Origin of the sequence: Pseudomonas sp. EA_15y_Pfl1_P101 (assembly GCF_963970835.1) — a bacterium.
Classification (GTDB): Bacteria; Pseudomonadota; Gammaproteobacteria; order Pseudomonadales; family Pseudomonadaceae; genus Aquipseudomonas; species Aquipseudomonas tritici.
Genome location: NZ_CAXAPA010000014.1, coordinates 101,321 through 121,609 on the forward strand (window position 1 = coordinate 101,321; position 20,289 = coordinate 121,609).

Genomic DNA, 20,289 nt, shown 5'->3' on the forward strand with positions numbered 1-20,289 from the left:
GGTGCATGTCTACTGCTGCGCGCGCCAGCGCGGTGCCTAAAGTGGCGAACTACTTCGCCACTTGACGGCCATACCGATGACACACCGCACGATTGATCCCCCGACGCGGCCTCTTCAGGACGAGCACAGTCCACATGGGCGGCTTATCAAGGACAACACGCCTGACTGGTACACCGATGCGCTGGATCAGCGCAAAACCGAACTGGCCTCGTTGGCACTGAACATCCCGGATTGGTACAAAAAGGCCCCGGCGGCTGCGCGCGATCGCATGAGCACGATCCACTTACGCAGCAGGACGTCCTTGAACCAACTCGATCAGATGTTCAGTGAACTGAAGGGACCGGCAGAGTACGCCGAGCCGTTGTTGGTGGCAGCGATCGAGAAAACGTTCGGGCAGAGGTTGGACACCAGAAAAGCGTTTTATGCCCGCAAGCTGACACAGCTCGAATGCGAGTCCGCACCCAGAGAAGTTTCGACCTCCTACGCCAGCACATTGGCCCCGCAATTCTATTTTTACAAAGGTATCAGCCTGCTGGAGGCTGCGCTGAACAACTTCACCTCGCAAGAGGCAAGTGATCCGGTTTGCGAGGACTGCCACTTGATCACCTATTACAACTTTTACCAGTATCCAAGCGATAAACTTCATTCGCCAGGCAACGTCCAGTCACTCCCAGTGCGTATCAAGTCTCATGAGTTCGCCAAACTGTGTCGGGAACTCGATCTGGGGAACTCCTACTACGAGTGCGTGCGCACCTTTCTCAACAATCATATTCGGACCACCACCACACCGGCGGGAGTTGGCAAGCTGTACAGCACCCTGATTACCAGCCATCGGAACCAGTTGAAACTGGCCGCAGAGATTGCCTTGATGAAGGGGGACATCCGCGCTGATCACCACCAGTTGATCAACGATCTGTTGATTGATCAGGCGGACCGAAAATGGGACGGCGAAGTGGTGAAGTTTTCGCCGTTGCGGTTACTCAATTTTGTGATCGAGAACATCCTGGTCATCGGTCCGGTCGTGTGGCGGACAAATGTGAGGAATGCAGCGCTCGTGCCCCGACCATGCCTGGTATACATTCCGGGCGACCCACTCCATCCACTCAAGGTCTATGACCATGTTGCGGCCTTTACCGACGAGCTGACGACGCGTCTGTGTCATGTCGAATACCGCACATTCTTCAGCCAGTTCGTGCCACTTGCCGATCAGGATGGTTTTTTTACACAGTTGAAGGCACTGCTGGATCCGGGGGCGGTATACGCCCACGATCAGGATTTTGCCCCGGCGCAAAAAAGCCGGATCCATCGTCAGGGAACCTATGCGTCACCGTGGCGAGACGTCTGGATGGACTGCGCGATGCAGCGCATACGGCTGATCATGAGCAATGCCAGCACCAGTGTGGTGTCCACCCAGGATGTGGACGATCGTGTTTATAAAGCCTGGCTCTGGTCGTTCGGCAGCAAAGCGCTGGATATTCTCAATCTTGCCTCTTTCGTGGTGCCTTTCCTGGGAGAGGTGATGCTGGTCGTTGCCGCCGCGCAGGTGCTCTACGAGGTCGGTGAAGGGATTGATGCCTGGTCCCAGGACGACGTCCAAGCGGTTTGGGCACATTTTTCGGCGGTGGGTTTCAATCTGGCGGGGCTGGCGCTGCCCAAAGTGTTGGAGACAGCGAAAAATACGGCGTTCATCAAGCGGCTGGTGCATGTGGAACTCGGAGGGCGACCGCGTTTATATGATTTCCAGCCGAGGTCATATCTGCATCAAATTGCGTTGCCCGACGGACAACGGCCAAACGCGCTAGGGCTCTATGTCCACGAAGCAGGTCTCTACTTGCCTGCAAACGGTGGTGGTCATTACAAGGTCAAAGCCAGCGGTACCGATAACGAGTTCAGGTTTGTGCACCCTGAGGGTGATGCCCGCTATGCGCCACGTGTGCGACATAACGGCGAAGGCGCTTGGGTGCATGAGTTCGAACAACCGTCGACGTGGGATCGCCAAACCCTGTTGCGTCGCATGGGGCATACGGTCGATCACCTTAGCGATAGTCAGCTCGAGCAGGCGAGGGCGATCAGTGGCGTAACAGATGACGAGTTGCGTCGGGTATTCATCGAGCACCGGCCGCCTGCGCCACTCCTCAAAGATATGCTGCGGCGGTTTGAATGCGCCGGTAAATACCAGTCATTTATTGATCGGTTGAGCCACTCAGACCCTTGGTTTTTTAGCCAGGTCGATTGGTTCACACAAGTCCAGTTGTTGCTCGAGTGTGGGATGTGGCCCGAGTCGCGCGTGTTGGTGGCGCTGGATGCTGAGGGCAATCAGGTGTGGTGTTCAGCGGTTCCGAGTGATTCGTCCTCGGTCGTCACGCTTGGGCATGAGGAACTGGAAAGTGGCCGCCTCTTTTCGTCATTCAGGGAGCAGTTGACGGAGCCCGAAATTCGCCACTTATTGGGCGAAAAGAAGATGACGCAAGAGGCTATCTCAATGCTGTTCCTGAGGACCCGAGACGTTTCATCCGAGACTTCGCCCTCCGCGAACGAAGAACTTGACGATGAAGATACTGATCCGCTGATGCAGTATTTGCGTACACACTATGCGAGGGTGGTGAGGTACCGGGATTGCTTGCTTGAGGCGGCCTATGGCACCAAAGGTAAGCTGTTCAATCGGGAGATATCAGCCGGTGATGTATCCAGCGACGCCAACGTAAAACTGATCCAGCGCGACTTTCCTGGTCTGCCTAAACTGGCCGCCGAAGAAATAGTCAGCCATGCCAATAGTCAGGAACTGACAAGCATGCAGACCGGGTCACGTTTGCCTTTACGCCTGGCCGAGGAAGCACGTGTTTACTGGCAGAAGGCGCGAGTGATGCGGGCACACGCAGATCTTTTGTTCGACAATCAACTCACGTTGGACGTCGTACGGCTGGCCTTGCACAAGATGGCCTCCCTGCCCGGGCTTCTGGAAGGTGTGTCTGTTGAGCTACGCGAGGGCGCTTACGATGGTCCCCTGCTGGACCGGGTGGGTGATACGAGCGCGCCCAGGCAACTGCGTCTTATCCATACCGACCTGAAGGAGTGGAAACTCTGCAGCGGCCCGGAAAAAGTAGAGTACTGGCGCAGTGATGAAGGCGCGTTCTTTAACGCGCTCTGGATGGCAAGCAGTGGCAAGTTCACAGGGTGGGCCGAATTCAATAGGGCTGCGCAACGCTTGAAGATGCAGATTGCGCAACAGCCGCTGAGCGAGCTGGCGAGCCGGCGCGCACTTGGCTTGAAAGCAATCAAACCCGGTTTCAAATCACCCATGCGTCTGGCTGACGGACGCATAGGGTATCCACTCAGCCCGGTGGGCGGCGCTGGCGAGCGTCCGTCTGTTTGTAGGATGAAAGCAATGGCGCTGTACCCGTCGAAGTCCATGGCAGAGGTCGAGGTCATGCTCGACCTTCAAGGCGCTGGCGACGCTGTACTTCTGGCGAGGTTGACCCAACTCGAAGCTGAGCTTGCAGACTTGGACACGGCGCTGGGCAGTTGGCAGCAGGAGGGCGGATCGGGTTATGCAAGCGCCAGGCGCAGAGTGTCGGGCACCATCAAGGCTGCCTGGCGTAGAAGTTCTGCGCAGGCATTGGCAGGGGATCAGACGCCGATCGGCCATGTACTGGACTTGTCGCATGAAGTGATTGGCGAATTGCCTGCGATAACCGCAAATATGGATCACGTGGGCAGCCTGGTTCTACGTCGAATGGCGCTTTCAGACAGCTCACTGCCTTTTCTGAACGCATTCGGCGGCTTGCGCTGGCTGGACATGCGAGAGAACAACCTGACGCAACTGCCAGATTTCGCTAATGGCGGGGCCGGGCTGACTAAACTCTATTTGAGTCGAAACGATATCCAGATGACCGAATCGAGCCGCCTGCGTCTGGAGGGTATGCAGAGCCTGAAGATTCTGAATCTCAGCGATAATCGTCGCCTGGGATGGCAGGCCGACCTGCGCCGCCTGCGCAATTTGAACCAGCTTTATCTTTCGGATACCGGCACGGAGACCTTTCCTGTCGGCGCCGAACAACTACCCCAACTGGCCCGCGTCGATCTGCACACTAATCGGATCACGACGTTACCTGAATACGCTTTCCAGCATCCGGACCGCATCATCGTGCACGACAATCCATTGTCGGCGGCTACCCTGGCGCGGCTGGGTGAGCCTTTCAACGCGGCGCATTTGGGGGAGCACATTACGGTCGACGAAGCGCGCGGCTTATGGCTGGGAGCGTTGTCGGCCAGCGAATCAGCCCGGCGCGGCGGGATCTGGGACGAACTCAGGGCCAATCCTGAGTCAGCCGCTTTTTTTACCGTGGTGTCCGATACTACTCGCAGCGCGGAATTCAACAGTGATGTGACGCGCCCGGTACTGGCGCAGCGCGTGTGGAACATGCTCGAGGCCGCGAGCGAAAGCCAGGCTATCCGAGAGTCGTTATTTGCAGCTGCCGATGATCGAGTCACCTGTGGCGACGGCAGCTCGGTCGAATTCATGAATCTCGAGAGTGAATTGCTGGGGGCGAGGGCACTCGAGTTGGCAGGCGTTGAGAGCGAAGAAGGCGCGTTGGTATCCACGGGCAGAAAGTTGTTTCGTCTAGCGTTGGTAGACGCCATTGCCGAACGGGATGTCGCGGCGAGAGGACCCGGGTTTACCGAGCAGGTTGAAGTCATTCTGGCTTATCGCACCCGGCTTGCGGTATCGCTGGATTTGCCGGTCCAATCCCGGGACATGTTGTTTGCGCAGCAGGCCGCTGTGAGTCAAGCGGATATCGATAATGCGGGCGCAGAGGTGCAAAGAGAAATGCGTCATGCGGCTAAAGAGGCGGACTTTTTTATCGGGCGCCTGTTCTGGGACAAACACCTGCGCACCCGATACCCTCAGGAACTTGAGGCGTTAATGAAGCCGGACCTAGTTCTGATAGACGAAAAGAGCACTGCGCTGTTCGATATTTCGGATTTGCAAGGCGAGCAAGACGCCGCTGTAGATCCAGCGACAAGAGCACTGTGGCAGACAAAACATGATGAGGCGGTCGGCCGGTTAGCGCGCCTGTTGAGTATGCGCAGGGATCAAATCCTGGTGAACGGCTCGATGCAAAGCGTGTTTTTTGAGCGTGAACTCAAGCAGCTAGGGGCTGAGCGGCGGGCGCTGGAACAACGAGCGCTGCACACCTTGACGCGGAGGGTGTTCAACAACTTCGCGGCCTCAGGTGGGACCGCCCTGTAATCGCACGGTGCAGAAAGCACAAAGGGGACCCTAGGGTCCCCTTTAATTTGTCGTTGCGTGCTCTTTTTTTATTATTGAGGGGCGGTCTATTGTTGTTTTTGGCAACCGTTACCCTTTACCGCTGTTTTTGGCGACCCCCATTCGGAGTCAAGAGCAAACGTATTTTTTTGAGCGCTGATCTGCTTCTTCGTTATCGATCCAACCAGTGGGTAGCTACCTGAGGTAGTTTTATTTTTCTCTAACCGGTTGCGGGTTTCGGCACGCCGTACCCTGCGAAGCACATCTTCTCCAAAAAAATCTGTTAGCTGCGTCTCTGCCGTGTTGTTTTTGTTATGTCAGAGTCGTTTCGTCTTATTTTTATTAGGTTTGGCGCTTTTTATTCTTGTTATGCCATAGAGATAGCAGAAGCCGTGCCAACTTTGTAAATCCGTTTAAAATCAAAGAGTTAATTTTTTTGTAGGCGTTGGCCTACGGCGAATACGACAAAGTATGTTCCCGTGTTACTCGTTGTGTAGGTGTGCGGTAACACATTGTCACGGCTACGCTACTCAACCGGCGTTGCGCGCCTTGGCCACACGCGACCCTGTCGGTCGGCCCAGCACGTTGCTGATCTGCTGGCCCGCACGAATCAACGCCTCCAGGTCGATACCGGTCTGGATGCCCAAGCCGTTGAGCAGGTACACCACATCTTCGGTGGCAACGTTACCGCTGGCCCCTTTGGCATACGGGCAACCGCCAAGGCCCGCGATAGAGCTGTCGAACACGGTGATCCCTTCCAACAGGCTGGCGTAGATATTCGCAACGGCCTGGCCATAGGTGTCATGGAAGTGCCCGGCCAACTTTTCTCGTGGCACGTGGGCGCCGACCACCTCGAACAGTCGCCGCGTCGCGCCCGCCGTACCGGTGCCGATGGTGTCGCCCAGGGACACTTCATAGCAGCCCATGGCATACAACTCGCGCGCGACCATCGCCACCTGTTCCGGCGCGATCTGGCCCTCATACGGGCAACCCAGCACGCACGACACATAACCACGCACGCTGATCCTATGTTGCTTGGCCGCGGCCATGATCGGCGCGAAGCGTTCCAGGCTTTCGTTGATGGAGCAGTTGATATTGCGCTGGGAGAACGCCTCGGACGCCGCCGCAAACACCGCTACTTCCTTTACGCCGGCCGCCAACGCGTCCTCAAAACCCCGCAAGTTAGGCGCCAGGGCACCATAGGTCACGCCAGCTTTACGCTGAATCTGTGCAAACACCTCGGCAGAACCAGCCATCTGCGGCACCCATTTGGGCGATACAAAACTGCCGACTTCGATGTAGCTCAAGCCCGCGGCACTGAGGGCGTCCACCAGTTGAACTTTGTCCGCCACGCTGATGGGGTGGGCTTCGTTCTGCAAACCGTCGCGCGGGCCGACTTCCACCAGGCGTACGTGTGAGGGGAGGGACATGGCAGTTACCTTCTGATCAATGGCCAGCCTGGCTCTTGGTGTGGGCCAGGGCCTGGGTGCAGCGCTCTTGCGCGGTATCCAGCTCCAGCTTCATTTGTTCGATATCCAGCAGTTGCTGTTCCAACTGTTTACGGCGCTCGGCGATCTTGGCCAGCATGCTGTTGAGTTGGATGTGGTTGCCGCCGGAGGGGTCGTAGAGCTCGATCAGCTCGCGGCATTCGGCCAGGGAGAAACCGATGCGTTTGCCACGCAGTATCAGCTTGAGGCTGACCTTGTCGCGCGCCGAGTAGATGCGCTCCTGGCCCCGGCGTTCCGGGGCCAGCAGGCCTTGTTCTTCGTAGAAGCGAATGGCGCGTGTGGTGATGTCGAGCTCGCGGGCGAGGTCGGAGATGCTGTAGGTCGTGCTCATGGATGTGCCCGAGAAGATGTCTTGGGCGCTAAGCTAATGGCTGCTTGACGTTAACGTCAAGGCTCGCGCTCACTACAGTCAGGGTTGTTTGCCATCCAGTTTTTTTTCATGGGCCGTCACCTGCTGACACAACTCGATCATTTGCTCACGCATCCATCGATTAGCAGGGTCCTGGTCAGTGCTTTCATGCCAGTACAGGTGGGTCTCTACTGGCGGCACATCGTTGACCGGCAGGTTGAACCAGTGCAGTTCGTGGCGGCGGGCGAAGCGTTCTGGCACGGTCATGACCATGTCGGTCTGCTGCAACACTTGCGAGGCCATCAGGTAGTGCTGGGAGCGCAGCGCGATCTTTCGCTGGATGCCCATTTTGCCCAGTGCCAGGTCAACGTGGCCCAAGCCGTTACGACGGCTGGAGATATGGATGTGGGTCAGCGCCAGGTAGTCATCCAGTGTCAGCTTGTCTTTGCCAGCCATGGGATGACCCTTGCGCATGGCGCACACATAGCGGTCTTCCATCAGCTTGACGTGGCGCACCTGTGGGTCGGTGTTGAGCGGCGCATCCACCGCAAAGTCCAGGCGCCCGGCGGCCAATTCCTTGGTGGTCTCGCGGCGTTTGGACAGGAAGCTCTCGATCACCACCGCCGGCGCCAAGCGGCGCAAGCGCTGGAACAGCGGCGGCAGAATCACTGCCTCGGTGAGGTCGGTCATGCTGATGCGGTAGGTCTTGGCCGCCTGCTGCGGGTTGAAAATCCGGCTTTCCTGCACCGACACCCGCAGCAACGACAGGGCATTACGCACGGGGCCGATGATGTTCTGCGCCATCGGCGTGGGCACCATGCCTTGAGCCGTACGCACGAACAGCGGGTCGTTGAAGGTTTCGCGCAGGCGTGCCAGAGCGTTGGACACCGCCGGTTGGGTGATGCCGACAATCTGCCCGGCGCGGGTCAGGTTGGCTTCGGTGTAGATCGCGTCAAAGACGATAAACAGGTTGAGGTCGACCTTGCTCAGATTCATTGGGTTGCGCTCTTATTGTTAGGGTGCCGATAGGCCGATCATATATCGGTGATGAATGTTAATACACGCCGAGAATAGGCTAGGTAAATTATCAACGCTGTTCTAGCATCGATTGCATGACCTAAACAACCTCTCAGAGAAGGGAGCTGCTCATGGATTTCGCCTATTCGCCCAAGGTTCAGGAACTGCGTGAACGCGTCACTGCATTTATGGATGCTTACGTTTACCCGGCCGAGCCGGTGTTCGAACGCCAGGTCAGCGAAGGTGATCGCTGGCAGCCCACCGCAATCATGGAAGAGTTGAAAGCCCGCGCTAAAGCCGAAGGCCTGTGGAACCTGTTCCTGCCGGAATCCGAACTGGGCGCTGGCCTCACCAACCTTGAATACGCGCCGCTGGCCGAAATCATGGGTCGCTCACTGTTGGGCCCAGAGCCGTTCAACTGCTCCGCTCCCGATACCGGCAATATGGAAGTGTTGGTGCGCTACGCCAACGAAGAGCAAAAACAACGCTGGTTGGCGCCGCTGCTGCGCGGTGAGATCCGCTCAGCCTTCGCCATGACCGAACCGGACGTAGCGTCTTCGGACGCCACCAACATGGCTGCCCGCGCCGAGCGCCAGGGCGACGAATGGGTGATCAACGGCAAGAAATGGTGGACCTCCGGCGCCTGCGACCCGCGCTGTAAAATCCTGATCTTCATGGGCCTGAGCAACCCGGATGCGCCGCGCCACCAGCAACACTCGATGATCCTGGTACCGGTGGACACCCCCGGCGTGAAGATCGTGCGCCCGCTGCCCGTGTTCGGCTACGACGACGCGCCCCATGGGCATGCTGAAGTGCTGTTCGACAACGTGCGCGTGCCCTATGAAAACGTACTGCTCGGCGAAGGCCGTGGTTTTGAGATTGCCCAGGGCCGCCTTGGCCCAGGCCGTATCCACCACTGCATGCGCTCCGTCGGCATGGCTGAGCGTGCACTGGAATTGATGTGCAAACGCTCCGTCAGCCGTACCGCGTTCGGCAAGCCGCTGGCCCGTTTGGGCGGCAATATCGACAAGATCGCCGACTCACGCATGGAGATCGACATGGCGCGCCTGCTGACCTTGAAGGCGGCGTACATGATGGACACCGTGGGCAACAAGGTCGCGAAAAGTGAAATCGCCCAGATCAAAGTGGTCGCACCGAATGTGGCCTTGAAGGTGATTGACCGTGCGATCCAGATCCACGGCGGCGCGGGCGTCTCCAACGACTTCCCGCTGGCCTATATGTACGCCATGCAACGTACGCTGCGGTTGGCGGATGGGCCGGATGAAGTGCACCGCGCCGCGATTGGCAAGTTTGAGATTGGCAAATATGTGCCTAAAGAACTGATGCGCGGCGGTCAATAAGACCGCGTCGCCTGCATTCGCGAGCAAGCCCGCTCCCAGAGTTGACCGCATATCTTCAGTAAGAATGCGGTCGAATGTGGGGCTTGCTCGCGAGGCGACCAGTCAAAACACCACAAGACTTAGAGCTCAATACACCCAAACCTCCACCCGCCGATTCTTGATCCTGCCTTCATCCGCCGTATTCGCCGCCACCGGCATCTGTGCCCCAAACCCACGAATATCGCGCAGTATCACACCGTTCTTCACCAGCTCCCGACGCACCGCCATCGCCCTCAACTTAGACAACAACGCCGCCCGTTGCGGGTCATTCTTGACATCACCCAACCCCACCAATGTCACCTGCTTATCCAGCTTGTTGTGACTTTTCAGGTACGCCACCACCCGCTGCAAATCCTGGCGCGCTTTGTTGTCCAGGCTGGCACTGCCTTCTTCGAAGCGAAAATTCACGGTCAAACGCTGAGCGTCACGCGCGATGGCTTGATAGTCCTCGGGCATCGACGCGCGCGGCTCGACGGCGATCGCCTGTACCTGCTGCGCGATAAACCCGTTGGCCGCGACAATCGCCTGGCCCTTGCTGCTCTGGGTGAAGTCCACCAGTGCCTTGGCCCATGGGTTGCGCCCCGATGGCGGCAGGTAGAAAAACAGCCGGCGCGACAGCGGGTAATCCTCGGTGGCAATCAGGCTATTGAGCGGCAACATGGGTTGCGAGTCGCCATCCACAATCGCCACTGCCTTGGCCTGACGCACGTAGGGCAGGCCGATAAAACCGATGCCCTGCGGGTCCTGGCTGACCGCGTCGGACAGCTGTTCGCTGGACTCGAAGCGTTTGGCACCTGCGGCGAGCGGCTTGCCACGCAAGCGAAGCACCAGTTCCTTGAAGGTGTCGTAGGTGCCGGACTGATCATCGCGCGCATACAAATGAATCGGCCCGCCGACCCCACCTAATGCTTCCCATGTGCTGATTTCGCCATTGAAGATCTGCGCCAGTTGCTCCGTATTCAAGGCGTTCAACGGGTTTCGCGGGTTGAGGATGATGGCCAGGCCGTCGATGGCGATCACCTGTTCGGCGTCGGGGCTTTTCAGGTCGCCGAGGGGGTCGAGGTCGACCAGTTCACTGTCCTTGATCGGACGAGACGAGGCCGCCAGGTCGGCCGTGGCTTTTTTCAGCGCCATGAAACCGGTGCTGGAGCCGTGGGCAGCGACCTCGATCGACACGGTCTTGCCTAGGCGCGTCTTGCCGGTCACGCGCTGTTCATTGGCACCTTGCGCCGGCTCAATGCGCACGGCCTGCAGGCCCTGATGTTCCATCAATCCCTTGACCAACGCCGGCCCCAGCGCCGCGCCAATGGTATTGGAACCCTGGATGCGTAATGCAGGGCCTTGATCGGGAGCGGGTAGGGGGGCGCAAACCGCGTAGAGAGGAAAGAGCGCCAGCAGAAACAGAACGCGCAGCATCATGCCGGCACCTTCTCAAGCCAAAGGGAGTGCCGCGAGAATAAGTCAGGCAGGTTTCAACAATGTGACTGATAAGCCATGGATCCAATTGTGGGAGCCAGCTCCCACATTGGACGATGTTGTCAGCTCAATTCAAGCCAGATCGGCGCATGGTCAGACGGCTTCTCCAGCCCGCGCAGATCGTAATCCACGCCCGCATCCTTGACCCTTGGCAGCAAGCCATTGGACGCCAGGATCACGTCGATCCGTAGCCCGCGCTTAGGCTCATCTTCAAACCCACGGCTGCGGTAGTCGAACCAGCTGAAGCGGTCGGCCACGTCCGGGTTGAGGTGGCGGAAGCTGTCCACCAGGCCCCAGTTCTTCAGGCGGGCCATCCATTCGCGTTCTTCGGGCAGGAAGCTGCACTTGCCCGTCTTGAGCCAGCGCTTGGCGTTGTCGGCGCCGATGCCGATGTCGCAATCTTCCGGGGAAATATTCACGTCGCCCATCACTACCAGCGCCTGGTCATTGCTGAACTGGCTTTCCAGCAACTGTTGCAGGTCTTCATAGAAGCGCTGCTTGGCCGGGAACTTGGTCGGGTGGTCGCGGCTTTCGCCCTGGGGGAAATAGCCATTCATGATGGTGACCGGTTGGCCGTTTTCGTCGGCGAAGGTGCCCCAGATAAACCGGCGCTGGGCGTCTTCTTCGTCGGTGGCAAAACCTTTGTGCAGGCTCAACGCCGGCAGGCGCGAGAGCAGAGCCACACCGTAATGGCCTTTTTGCCCGTGGTAGTACACGTGATAGCCAAGGGCCTGTACTTCGGCCAACGGGAACTGGTCGTCGTGGACTTTGGTTTCCTGCAGGCCGATCACATCCGGCTGGTGCTTCTCGATCAGCGCCGCCAGCTGATGAGGACGGGCGCGCAGCCCGTTGATATTGAAGGAGACGATTTTCATGGTCGGCAGTCCAGTCCTGGCAAAAGGGCGATGCTAGCCGACAAGTCGGACGGGGGCCAGCGTGGCGGTAGTGCAGTTGCGCTGCTAATGTCTGGGAACGACTCGTGCTGCGTGGGTTCGTACCCATAAGAACGCCGCCTTCTGAGCGGTGCCCAGGGAGATTCACCGTATGCCAGACACTTCGACCGCCATTGGCGAAATCCGCTTGCTCAACAGCGGCTACTCCCGCGAGGCCCGTTCCCTGCTGTACCAGGCCTACCGCCATGAGCCAACGTTTGCCTATATCTTTGAAGCGGAACGTTCAGGTTATGAGCAGCGAGTGCGCGCCACCGTGCGCGAACTGGTCAAGCAGCATTTCTTCCAGAAGCTTCCGGCCATCGGCCTATTCGTCAATGACCGGCTCATCGGCATCGCCCTGATCGCCCCCCCGCAGCGGCGCCTGGGGATTACCGAAAGCTGGGCCTGGCAAATCCGCATGTGGCTGAGCACCGGCGTGCGCGGCACGCGACGTTACCTCGACTACCACCATGCGGTGCTGGCGTGCCTGCCAAGTGAGTCGGTACACGTGCTGCCGCTGCTGGGTATTCACCCGCAATTCCAGGGCAAACACTACGGCGAGCAGTTGCTGGAAGCGGTGCACAACTGGTGTGCCGACGACCCGCACTCGTCCGGTGTGGTGCTGGACACCGGCAATTCTCGCTACCTGGATTTCTACCAGCGCCAGGGGTATGAAGAGATCGGTGAAGTCGCTGTAGGACCTGTCGTGGAGCACGTGTTTTTTCATCCCAACCCGCAGTCGTCACATGCTGCAACGGCTTGATGCAGAATTTTTCAGAATTTTCCGAGTTCTAAAGTGCTCTCCAGCTCGTGTAGCATCCGCGCCTATGAAGTTTCCAGGAAGATTTACCAGCGGCTTGATTCTGCTGTTCACAAGCTGCGGCGCCTTGGCGCAAAGCGAATTGGACGTGCGGATCAAGCCCTCAAACGATGCGTTGAAAGCCAACATCGAGGGCTACATCGGCGGGGTGGGCGATCGTGATGAAGAGGCCTTGCTGCGGTTCAGCCGTGGCGCCGAGGAGCAGGCGCGTAAAGCAGCCCAGGCCCTGGGCTTCTATCAGCCACAGATCGAAAGTGATGTGAAGGGCGGCAAGAACCCGCGCCTGATCCTCACCATCGAGCCCGGCGAGCCGGTGCATTTGCGAGACGTGACCCTACGGGTCGACGGCCAAGCCGCAGACCTCAAAGCTTTTCGCGTGCCCGTCAGCGACGACCTCAAATCCGGCGCCGTGCTCAACCACGGCCATTACGAAGACGCCAAGCGGCTGATCCAGAACCAGGCCTCGCGCTACGGCTTCTTCAGCGGGCGTTTTACCAAACAGAAACTGTCGGTGGACCCGCAGGCGGGCGTCGCCGATATCGAACTCATCTATGACAGCGGCCCGCGCTACACCTTGGGCAAGGTGAGCTTTGCCGGCGACACGCCGTTTGACGAAGAGCTGCTGCAACGCATGGTGCCGTTCAAAAGCGGTACGCCCTACGATTCCGAATTGATCGCCGAACTCAACCAGAACCTGCAAGCCAGTGGTTTTTTCGAAGGCGTGCGCGTGGACGCTGCGCCGGCCGCCTCGACGGATGACATCATCCCGGTGGCCGTGCGTCTGGAAACCCGCAAGCCGCGGACCATGGGCCTGGGCTTGGGCTTTTCGACCGACGTTGGCCCGCGCGGCAAAGCCAACTGGACCCGTCACTGGGTCAACCCACAGGGCCATAGCTATGGCTGGGAAGCCGAGCTGTCGGCACCGCGGCAGAACGTCGGCCTGTGGTACGACATTCCGCTCGACCCCCCGCTCACCGACAAACTGCGCTTCTCCGGTGGCTATCAGAACGAAGAACTCGCCAACACCGACACCGTGAGTAAATTGCTCACCCTCGGCCCAGAATGGCATAGCAAGTTGCCCAGCGGTTGGACCCGAGTAATCTCGCTCAAGTATCAGCGCGAAGAGTATCGCCTGGGCAACGACTCCGGCTTGAGTAGCCTGGTGATGCCGGGTATCAGCTACGCCTACCTGCGCAGCGACAACCGCATCGACCCGCACCACGGCTATCGTCTGCAATTCGACACCAAGGTCGCCAAAGAGGGCTTAGGCTCCGACACCAACCTGCTTTACGGCACGGCCATGGTCAAGGGTCTGACCACCTTGTGGGACAACCACCGCTTTCTCGCCCGCGCCCAGGTCGGCGGCAGTGCCACCAACGGTTACAAATCGGTGCCGCCGTCGTTGCGCTTTTTTGCCGGTGGTGACCAGAGCGTGCGCGGTTATGAGTACCAGACGCTGTCGCCCGAGAACGACCGCGGCGACCGCATCGGTGGCCGCTACATGGTTGCCCTCAGCGCCGAGTATCAATATTCCATCGCCGAGAAGTGGCGGATCGCGACGTTTATCGACCAGGGCAACTCGTTCAATTCGCTGGACCTGCCCAGCCTGAAAACCGGCGTCGGCGTCGGTATCCGCTGGGTCTCGCCGGTCGGCCCGATCCGCCTTGACCTGGCCCATGCCCTCGAAGATCCGGGCGGCGTTCGATTGCACTTTTCCATGGGGCCTGAGCTGTGATGCGTGGGGTGAAAATAGCGGGGCTGGCCGTGCTTGCCATCCTCGCCGTGCTGTTATTGGCGCTGTGGGCGTTACTCGGCACCCAGGCCGGCAGCCGCTGGGCATTGGCCCGCGTACCGGGGTTGAGCGTAGAGCATTTCCAGGGGCATTTGGGCGGCCAGTGGAGCGCCGACCATCTGCTGTGGCAGCAAGACAGCAGCCGCGTCGAACTCCAGGCGCCGACGGTGGATTGGTCGCCCGCCTGCCTGTTGCGCATGACCTTGTGCATTAATCGGTTGGACGTGGATCAGGTCAGCCTGCAATTTCCGCCGGGCACTGAGGAAAGCAGCGGCCCGATCCAGTTACCCGACCTGAAACTGCCCGTAGCCATCCAGTTGGGCGACGTTCGCGTCGGTAGCCTGCTGTTCAACGGCAGCGAAGAACTCAGGGGCCTGCAATTGGCGGCGCATTGGACGGCTGCCGGTCTGCAGATCGACGCCGTGCACCTGCAGCGTGACGATCTGGTACTGGACCTGGCCGGCTTGCTGCAACCCACCGGCGATTGGCCGCTGAGCGCCACTGGGAATGTAAGCCTGCCGTATGCGCCAGGCAGCGCACCTTGGAAGGTGGCGTTGAAGATCGATGGCGATTTGTTAAAGACTCTCACGCTTGATGCAGACAGCAGCGGCTATTTGCCAGCCAAGCTCACGGGCGAACTGCAACCCTTGGCAGAAAACCTCCCGGCCCAATTGCACATCACCGCCGACAGTTTCAAGCCCAGCGCCGATCTGCCGGACACCTTGCAACTCAACACACTCGACCTCACCGCCAAAGGTGACTTGAAGCGCGGCTACCAAGTGTTGGGCAAGGCCGTGCTTCCTGCGGAAAAAGGCCCGGTGGATGTGCTGCTGCAAGGCCGGGTTGACGCCAAGGGCGCGCAGATCGCCGGCCTGGACCTGAATGCCGGAGACAAGCAAAGCCTCAAGCTGACGGCCCAACTGGATTGGCAACAAGGTTTCAGCGCCGACGCCAATATCGATTGGCTGGACTTCCCCTGGCATCGCCTCTATCCGGTTGTCGACGAGCCGCAAGTCGTATTGCGTACGTTTAATGGTGAGGTTTCCTACAAAGACGGTAACTACCTGGGCAACCTCAAGGCCGACCTCGACGGCCCGGCGGGCAAGTTCAATGTGGTCACGCCGTTCAGTGGCGACCTCAAGCAAGTCTTCCTGCCCGAGCTGAAACTCACCGCCGGCCAAGGCAAGGCCGAAGGCCACTTGAACCTGCAATTCGCCGACGGCATCGCCTGGGACACCGCGCTGGACCTGTCGGCCTTGAACCCGGCGTACTGGGTTGCTGAACTGCCCGGCACTTTGGCCGGCCCCCTGCGCAGCAAGGGCGAGTTCAAGAACGAGCAGCTCAAGCTGAATGCCGACCTCGACCTCAAGGGCCGCCTGCGCGGGCAAACTGCCGTGCTGGCGGCCAAGGCTGAAGGCGCGGGCGAGCAGTGGACCCTGGCCAACGTGGATATCCGCCTGGGCGACAACCGCATCAACGGCAGCGGCAGTCTGCAACAACGCCTGGCTGGGCAGATCGATATCAAGCTGGCGCGCCTGGCCCAGCTGTGGCCGCAGTTGCGCGGGCAGGTTAATGGCCGACTCGACGTGGCCGGCAGCCTCAAGGCCCCCCAAGGCAAGCTCGCCCTCAAAGGCCAGCAATTGGCGTTCGCCGACAATCGCCTGCAAAGCCTTACCCTCGACGCCAGCCTCGATAGCGCCCAGCGCGCAAGGATCGACCTCAAGGGCAGCGGCATTCAGAGCGGTGACACCCAGGTCGGCACCCTGACAGCCAGCGCCCAGGGCGATATCAAGAACCAAAAGGTCCAACTGGACCTGGCTGGCCCCTTGGTCAAGCTGGCCCTGGCGTTGGATGGCAACCTCGACAAAGGCAATTGGCGCGGGCGCCTCGCCAGTGGTGATGTGCAAGCGGGCGGCCAGGACTGGAAGCTGCAAGCACCGGCGAAGATCGAACGCATGGCCGATGGCAAGCTGACGTTTGCCGCACATTGTTGGGTCTCCGGCCCCGCCAGCCTGTGCGGCGAAGACCAGCGGCTGATGCCCGAGCCAAAGCTGCGCTACCACCTCAAGCAATTTCCCATCGACAGCCTGGCGGCGTTTTTGCCCAAGGATTTCGCCTGGAAGGGCAAGCTCAACGCCGACCTGCAGCTCGATCTGCCGGACAGCGGCCCCAAAGGCGTGGTCTCGGTGGACGCCAGCGGCGGCACCTTGCGCGTCAAGGACAAGGACCAGTGGCTGGATTTCCCCTATGACACGCTGAAGCTGGAAACCACGCTCAACCCCAAGCGTATCGACACCCAGCTGAACTTCCGTGGCGGCAAGCTCGGCGAGCTGATGTTGCAAGCGCAGATCAACCCGTTGCCGAAGAGCAAACCGATCACGGGCGCGTTCACCCTTGCCGGCCTGGACCTCGCGGTGGTGCGGCCGTTTGTGCCGATGGTGGAAACCCTCAGCGGCAAGCTCAATGGCAACGGGCGCATCTCCGGCGGCTTGTTGGCACCTCAGGTCAACGGCAGCGTGAACCTGGTGGGCGGCGAGATTTCCGGTCCGGAACTGCCCATTAGCCTGGAAGGCCTGAACGTGCAGGCGCTGATCGCCGGTGAAAGCGTGCAGCTCAATGGCGGCTGGCGCAGCGGTAAAGCCGGGCAGGGCAGCCTCAAAGGGCAGATCGACTGGGGCAAGGCCCTGGTGGTGGACCTCAGCCTGCAAGGCTCGCAGTTGCCGGTCACGGTTGAACCTTACGCCGTGCTGGAAGTGGCGCCCGACCTGAAAATCACCCTGAAGAATGACAAGCTCGCCGTGGCCGGCAACGTGCACATCCCGCGTGGCGATATCATCGTGCGCGAGTTGCCACCGTCCACCGTGAAGGTCTCGGATGACACCGTGATCGTGGGCAGTCAGACCGAAGAGGGCAAGCCGCCGATGGCGATGGCCATGGACATCAACGTGGTGGTGGGTGAGGACAAGCTCAACTTCTCGGGCTTTGGCCTCACCGCCAAAGTGCAGGGCCAGGTGCACATCGGCGACAACCTCGACACCCGTGGCGAGCTGTGGCTCAACGATGGCCGCTACCGCGCCTACGGGCAGCGGCTCGATGTGCGGCGTGCACGGCTGCTGTTCGCCGGTCCGTTGGACCAGCCGTATCTCGATGTCGAAGCGATCCGCAAGACCGACGATGTGATCGCCGGTATCCGCCTGAGCGGCACCGCCGAGCAGCCCACCACGCAAATCTTCTCCGAACCGGCCATGAGCCAGGAACAGGCGCTGTCCTACCTGGTGCTTGGCCGTCCGCTGAGCTCCACCGGTGAAGACAACAACATGCTTGCCCAGGCGGCGTTGGGCCTGGGGTTGATGGGCAGTGCCGGGGTGACCTCGGACCTTGCCACCAAGTTGGGCATCCAGGATTTCGACCTGGATACCCAGGGCAGCGGCAACAACACCGCCGTGGTCGCCAGCGGCAAAATCACCGAAAAGCTCAGCCTGCGTTACGGGGTAGGGGTATTCGAACCGGCCAGCACCATCGCCTTGCGCTATTTGTTGAGCAAGAAGGTGTATCTGGAGGTGGCGAGTGGTGTGGCCAGTTCGCTGGATATCTTCTACAAGCGCGATTTCTGACCCCGGCGCGATTCAAAACTGTGGGAGCAAACAGATGTGGGCGCTAGCGGCCATATCTGTTTGCATTTCAAACCGCTCATCGTGAAATTACCAAGCAAGCTAACTATTCCATTTGACATTCGCTGCCTAAGCAGTAATATCTCGTCACACATTCACTGCCTAGGCAGTAATAAGGTGACTTCCGATGAAACACTTCACTCCGGATAACTTCCACAACTGCCACCTGGGGCTATTGCTCGGGCGCGCCGCAATCCTCAAAGACCGCATCATCGACACCCACATGGAACCCCACGGCATCACTGCCGCGCAGTTCAAGGTGTTGATCATCATGGCTCAGTTCGGCGTCGACACCCCGGCGGAGCTGTGCCGCCACCTGTCTTTGGACAGCGGTTCAATGACCCGCATGCTCGACCGCCTGACGCAGAAGGGGCTGCTGGATCGCAAGCGTTCAGAGCTGGATCGACGCCAAGTGCAGCTTGTGCTCACGTCCGACGGCCAGCGCCTGGCAGACATGCTGCCGTTCATCGGCGCCGATGCGTTAAACCAGTTGGCCGGCGCATTGGAACCGGGTGAGTTGGAAACCCTGGAAAAGATCCTCAAGAAAATTCTGATAGCTGCAGGTGATCCCATCACTATCCAACGGGTAGGTAACCAATGAACACACGCGCCCTTTGCCTGGTGCTGGTGGCCATGAGCATGGCCGGTTGCGCCAACTACAGCGGCCTCGACACCCAGGGCAAACGCCTTGACGCCAATACCTTGCAAACCGGCAAGTCCTTGGGTGGCGTGACCCTGTCGAGCGCGGCCTGGCCTAGCGCCGACTGGTGGAAAAACCTTGGCGACCCGCAGCTCGACGGCCTGATCCAGGAAGCCCTGCAAAACAGCCCCGACATGCAAGTCGCCAGTGCCCGTGCCCATCAGGCCGAAGCCGCCGCTTACGCCGCCAATGCCGAGCGCATGCCGACACTGGATGCCAGCGCTGGTGTGAGCCGCTCGCGCCTGGCCAAAGACCAGGACCCGCGAGGCGAAGGCGATGCCTATTCGACCGTGCGCAACATCGGCGCCAGCTTTAATTACAACTTCGACCTCTGGGGCGGCCAGCGCGCTGCCTGGGAAGCCGCGTTGGGCGAGGCTCGCGCCGCCCAGGTTGATCAGCAGGCGGCGCGCCTGACCCTGGCCGCCAACGTCGCCAAGGCCTACAGCGACTTGGGCCAGGCGCATATCGTGCGTGACCTGGCCAATGACGACCTCAAACGCACCCGGCAGATGCTTGACCTGAGCAAACGCCGCCTGGACTCGGGCATCGACAGCCAGTACCAGTACCAACAGACCGAAAGCCTGGAAGCCAGCTCGCAGTCGCAACTGATCGACGCGGAAAAGCAACTGCAGAGCGCGAAAATCGCCCTGGCGGTGCTGCTCGGCAAAGGCCCGGACCGTGGCAATGAGCTGGCCCGTCCCAACGTACTCAAGCCCAGCGCGGTCGCCGTGCCTTCAGTGCTGCCGGCTGAGCTGCTGGGCCGTCGCCCGGATCTGATCGCCGCGCGCTGGCGCGTCGAGGCAGCGGGCAAGAATATCGATGCCAGCAAAACCCGCTTCTACCCCAACCTCAACCTGAGCGCGAGCGCCGGGGCCGAGTCGTTGCTGGGGGATGCGATGTTTGGTTCGGCCAGCCGCTTTTTCAATATCGCGCCGACGATCTCGCTGCCGATCTTCGACGGCGGCCGCCTGCGCGCCGACCTGGATGCCCGCGACGCCGACTACGACCTGGCCGTGGCCCAGTACAACAAGACCCTGGTGCAAGCCCTTGGCGATATCGGCGACACCCTTTCGCAACTGCGCGATACCGGCCGGCAGATCCAGGCTCAGCAACACGCTGCGGACATTGCCCAGCAGTCCTACGACACAGGCGTTCAACGTTACAGCGCCGGGATCGGTAACTACCTGGATGTGCTCAGCATCGAGCAGCAGTTGCTGCAGGCCCAGCGCCAACTGGCGAGCCTGAATGCGGCGCAGATCGATCTGTCGATTCAATTGATGCAGGCCCTGGGTGGCGGATACGACGCCAACAATGTGGCCGCGACCACCCCAGCCACACGCTCGGAATAATTTGAG

The 20,289-nt window shown here is 59.9% G+C and carries 12 protein-coding genes; 7 read left to right on the forward strand and 5 right to left on the reverse strand.

Annotation, left to right across the window (positions count from 1 at the left end; all coding sequences use genetic code 11):
• Positions 1 to 76: 76 nt before the first annotated feature.
• Positions 77 to 5,251: an NEL-type E3 ubiquitin ligase domain-containing protein gene (locus AACY36_RS21335; RefSeq protein ID WP_339497549.1), complete on the forward strand. Its 5,175-nt coding sequence runs from the start codon at positions 77 to 79 to the stop codon at positions 5,249 to 5,251.
• Positions 5,252 to 5,799: 548 nt separating this feature from the next.
• On the opposite strand, the gene AACY36_RS21340 is transcribed toward AACY36_RS21335, so the two are convergent.
• The 3 genes from AACY36_RS21340 to AACY36_RS21350 all read right to left on the reverse strand — a co-directional run bounded on the left by AACY36_RS21340 (position 5,800) and on the right by AACY36_RS21350 (position 8,122).
• On the reverse strand, positions 5,800 to 6,699 hold the full coding sequence (locus AACY36_RS21340) for a hydroxymethylglutaryl-CoA lyase (RefSeq protein ID WP_339417939.1): 900 nt from the start codon (positions 6,697 to 6,699) through the stop codon (positions 5,800 to 5,802).
• A 16-nt stretch (positions 6,700 to 6,715) separates the two neighbouring features.
• The gene (locus AACY36_RS21345; protein WP_339497550.1) at positions 6,716 to 7,108 is read right to left on the reverse strand and encodes a MerR family transcriptional regulator; all 393 of its coding nucleotides are present in this window, start codon (positions 7,106 to 7,108) and stop codon (positions 6,716 to 6,718) included.
• 78 nt (positions 7,109 to 7,186) lie between these two features.
• Positions 7,187 to 8,122 carry a LysR family transcriptional regulator gene (locus AACY36_RS21350; RefSeq protein WP_339417937.1) on the reverse strand — a complete coding sequence of 312 codons (936 nt, stop codon included), beginning with the start codon at positions 8,120 to 8,122 and terminating at the stop codon, positions 7,187 to 7,189.
• 152 nt (positions 8,123 to 8,274) lie between these two features.
• Between AACY36_RS21350 and AACY36_RS21355 the strand changes: the two genes are divergently transcribed.
• Positions 8,275 to 9,504: an acyl-CoA dehydrogenase gene (locus AACY36_RS21355; RefSeq protein ID WP_339417936.1), complete on the forward strand. Its 1,230-nt coding sequence runs from the start codon at positions 8,275 to 8,277 to the stop codon at positions 9,502 to 9,504.
• 126 nt (positions 9,505 to 9,630) lie between these two features.
• On the opposite strand, the gene AACY36_RS21360 is transcribed toward AACY36_RS21355, so the two are convergent.
• Together AACY36_RS21360 and xthA are read right to left on the reverse strand one after the other, a co-directional pair.
• Positions 9,631 to 10,962: a phosphate ABC transporter substrate-binding/OmpA family protein gene (locus AACY36_RS21360; protein ID WP_339417935.1), complete on the reverse strand. Its 1,332-nt coding sequence runs from the start codon at positions 10,960 to 10,962 to the stop codon at positions 9,631 to 9,633.
• A 119-nt stretch (positions 10,963 to 11,081) separates the two neighbouring features.
• Positions 11,082 to 11,894, reverse strand: coding sequence for an exodeoxyribonuclease III (gene xthA, locus AACY36_RS21365; RefSeq protein WP_339417934.1), 813 nt, complete (start codon positions 11,892 to 11,894; stop codon positions 11,082 to 11,084).
• Positions 11,895 to 12,063: 169 nt separating this feature from the next.
• On the opposite strand from xthA, the gene AACY36_RS21370 reads away from it, so the two are divergent.
• The 5 genes from AACY36_RS21370 to AACY36_RS21390 all read left to right on the forward strand — a co-directional run bounded on the left by AACY36_RS21370 (position 12,064) and on the right by AACY36_RS21390 (position 20,283).
• Positions 12,064 to 12,714 (forward strand): GNAT family N-acetyltransferase, encoded by a 651-nt coding sequence (locus tag AACY36_RS21370; RefSeq protein WP_339417933.1) that lies wholly within the window; start codon positions 12,064 to 12,066, stop codon positions 12,712 to 12,714.
• A 64-nt stretch (positions 12,715 to 12,778) separates the two neighbouring features.
• A complete protein-coding gene (locus tag AACY36_RS21375) occupies positions 12,779 to 14,506 on the forward strand; it encodes an autotransporter assembly complex protein TamA (protein WP_339437223.1) in 1,728 nt (575 codons plus the stop codon).
• The gene (locus AACY36_RS21380) at positions 14,506 to 18,177 is read left to right on the forward strand and encodes a translocation/assembly module TamB domain-containing protein (RefSeq protein WP_339417931.1); all 3,672 of its coding nucleotides are present in this window, start codon (positions 14,506 to 14,508) and stop codon (positions 18,175 to 18,177) included. Before AACY36_RS21375 ends, AACY36_RS21380 begins: the two co-directional genes overlap by 1 nt.
• Positions 18,178 to 18,361: 184 nt before the next feature.
• Positions 18,362 to 18,835 (forward strand): MarR family winged helix-turn-helix transcriptional regulator, encoded by a 474-nt coding sequence (locus AACY36_RS21385; protein WP_339417930.1) that lies wholly within the window; start codon positions 18,362 to 18,364, stop codon positions 18,833 to 18,835.
• Positions 18,832 to 20,283, forward strand: coding sequence for an efflux transporter outer membrane subunit (locus AACY36_RS21390; RefSeq protein WP_339417929.1), 1,452 nt, complete (start codon positions 18,832 to 18,834; stop codon positions 20,281 to 20,283). The genes AACY36_RS21385 and AACY36_RS21390 overlap by 4 nt, the downstream gene beginning before the upstream one ends.
• Positions 20,284 to 20,289: the final 6 nt, after the last annotated feature.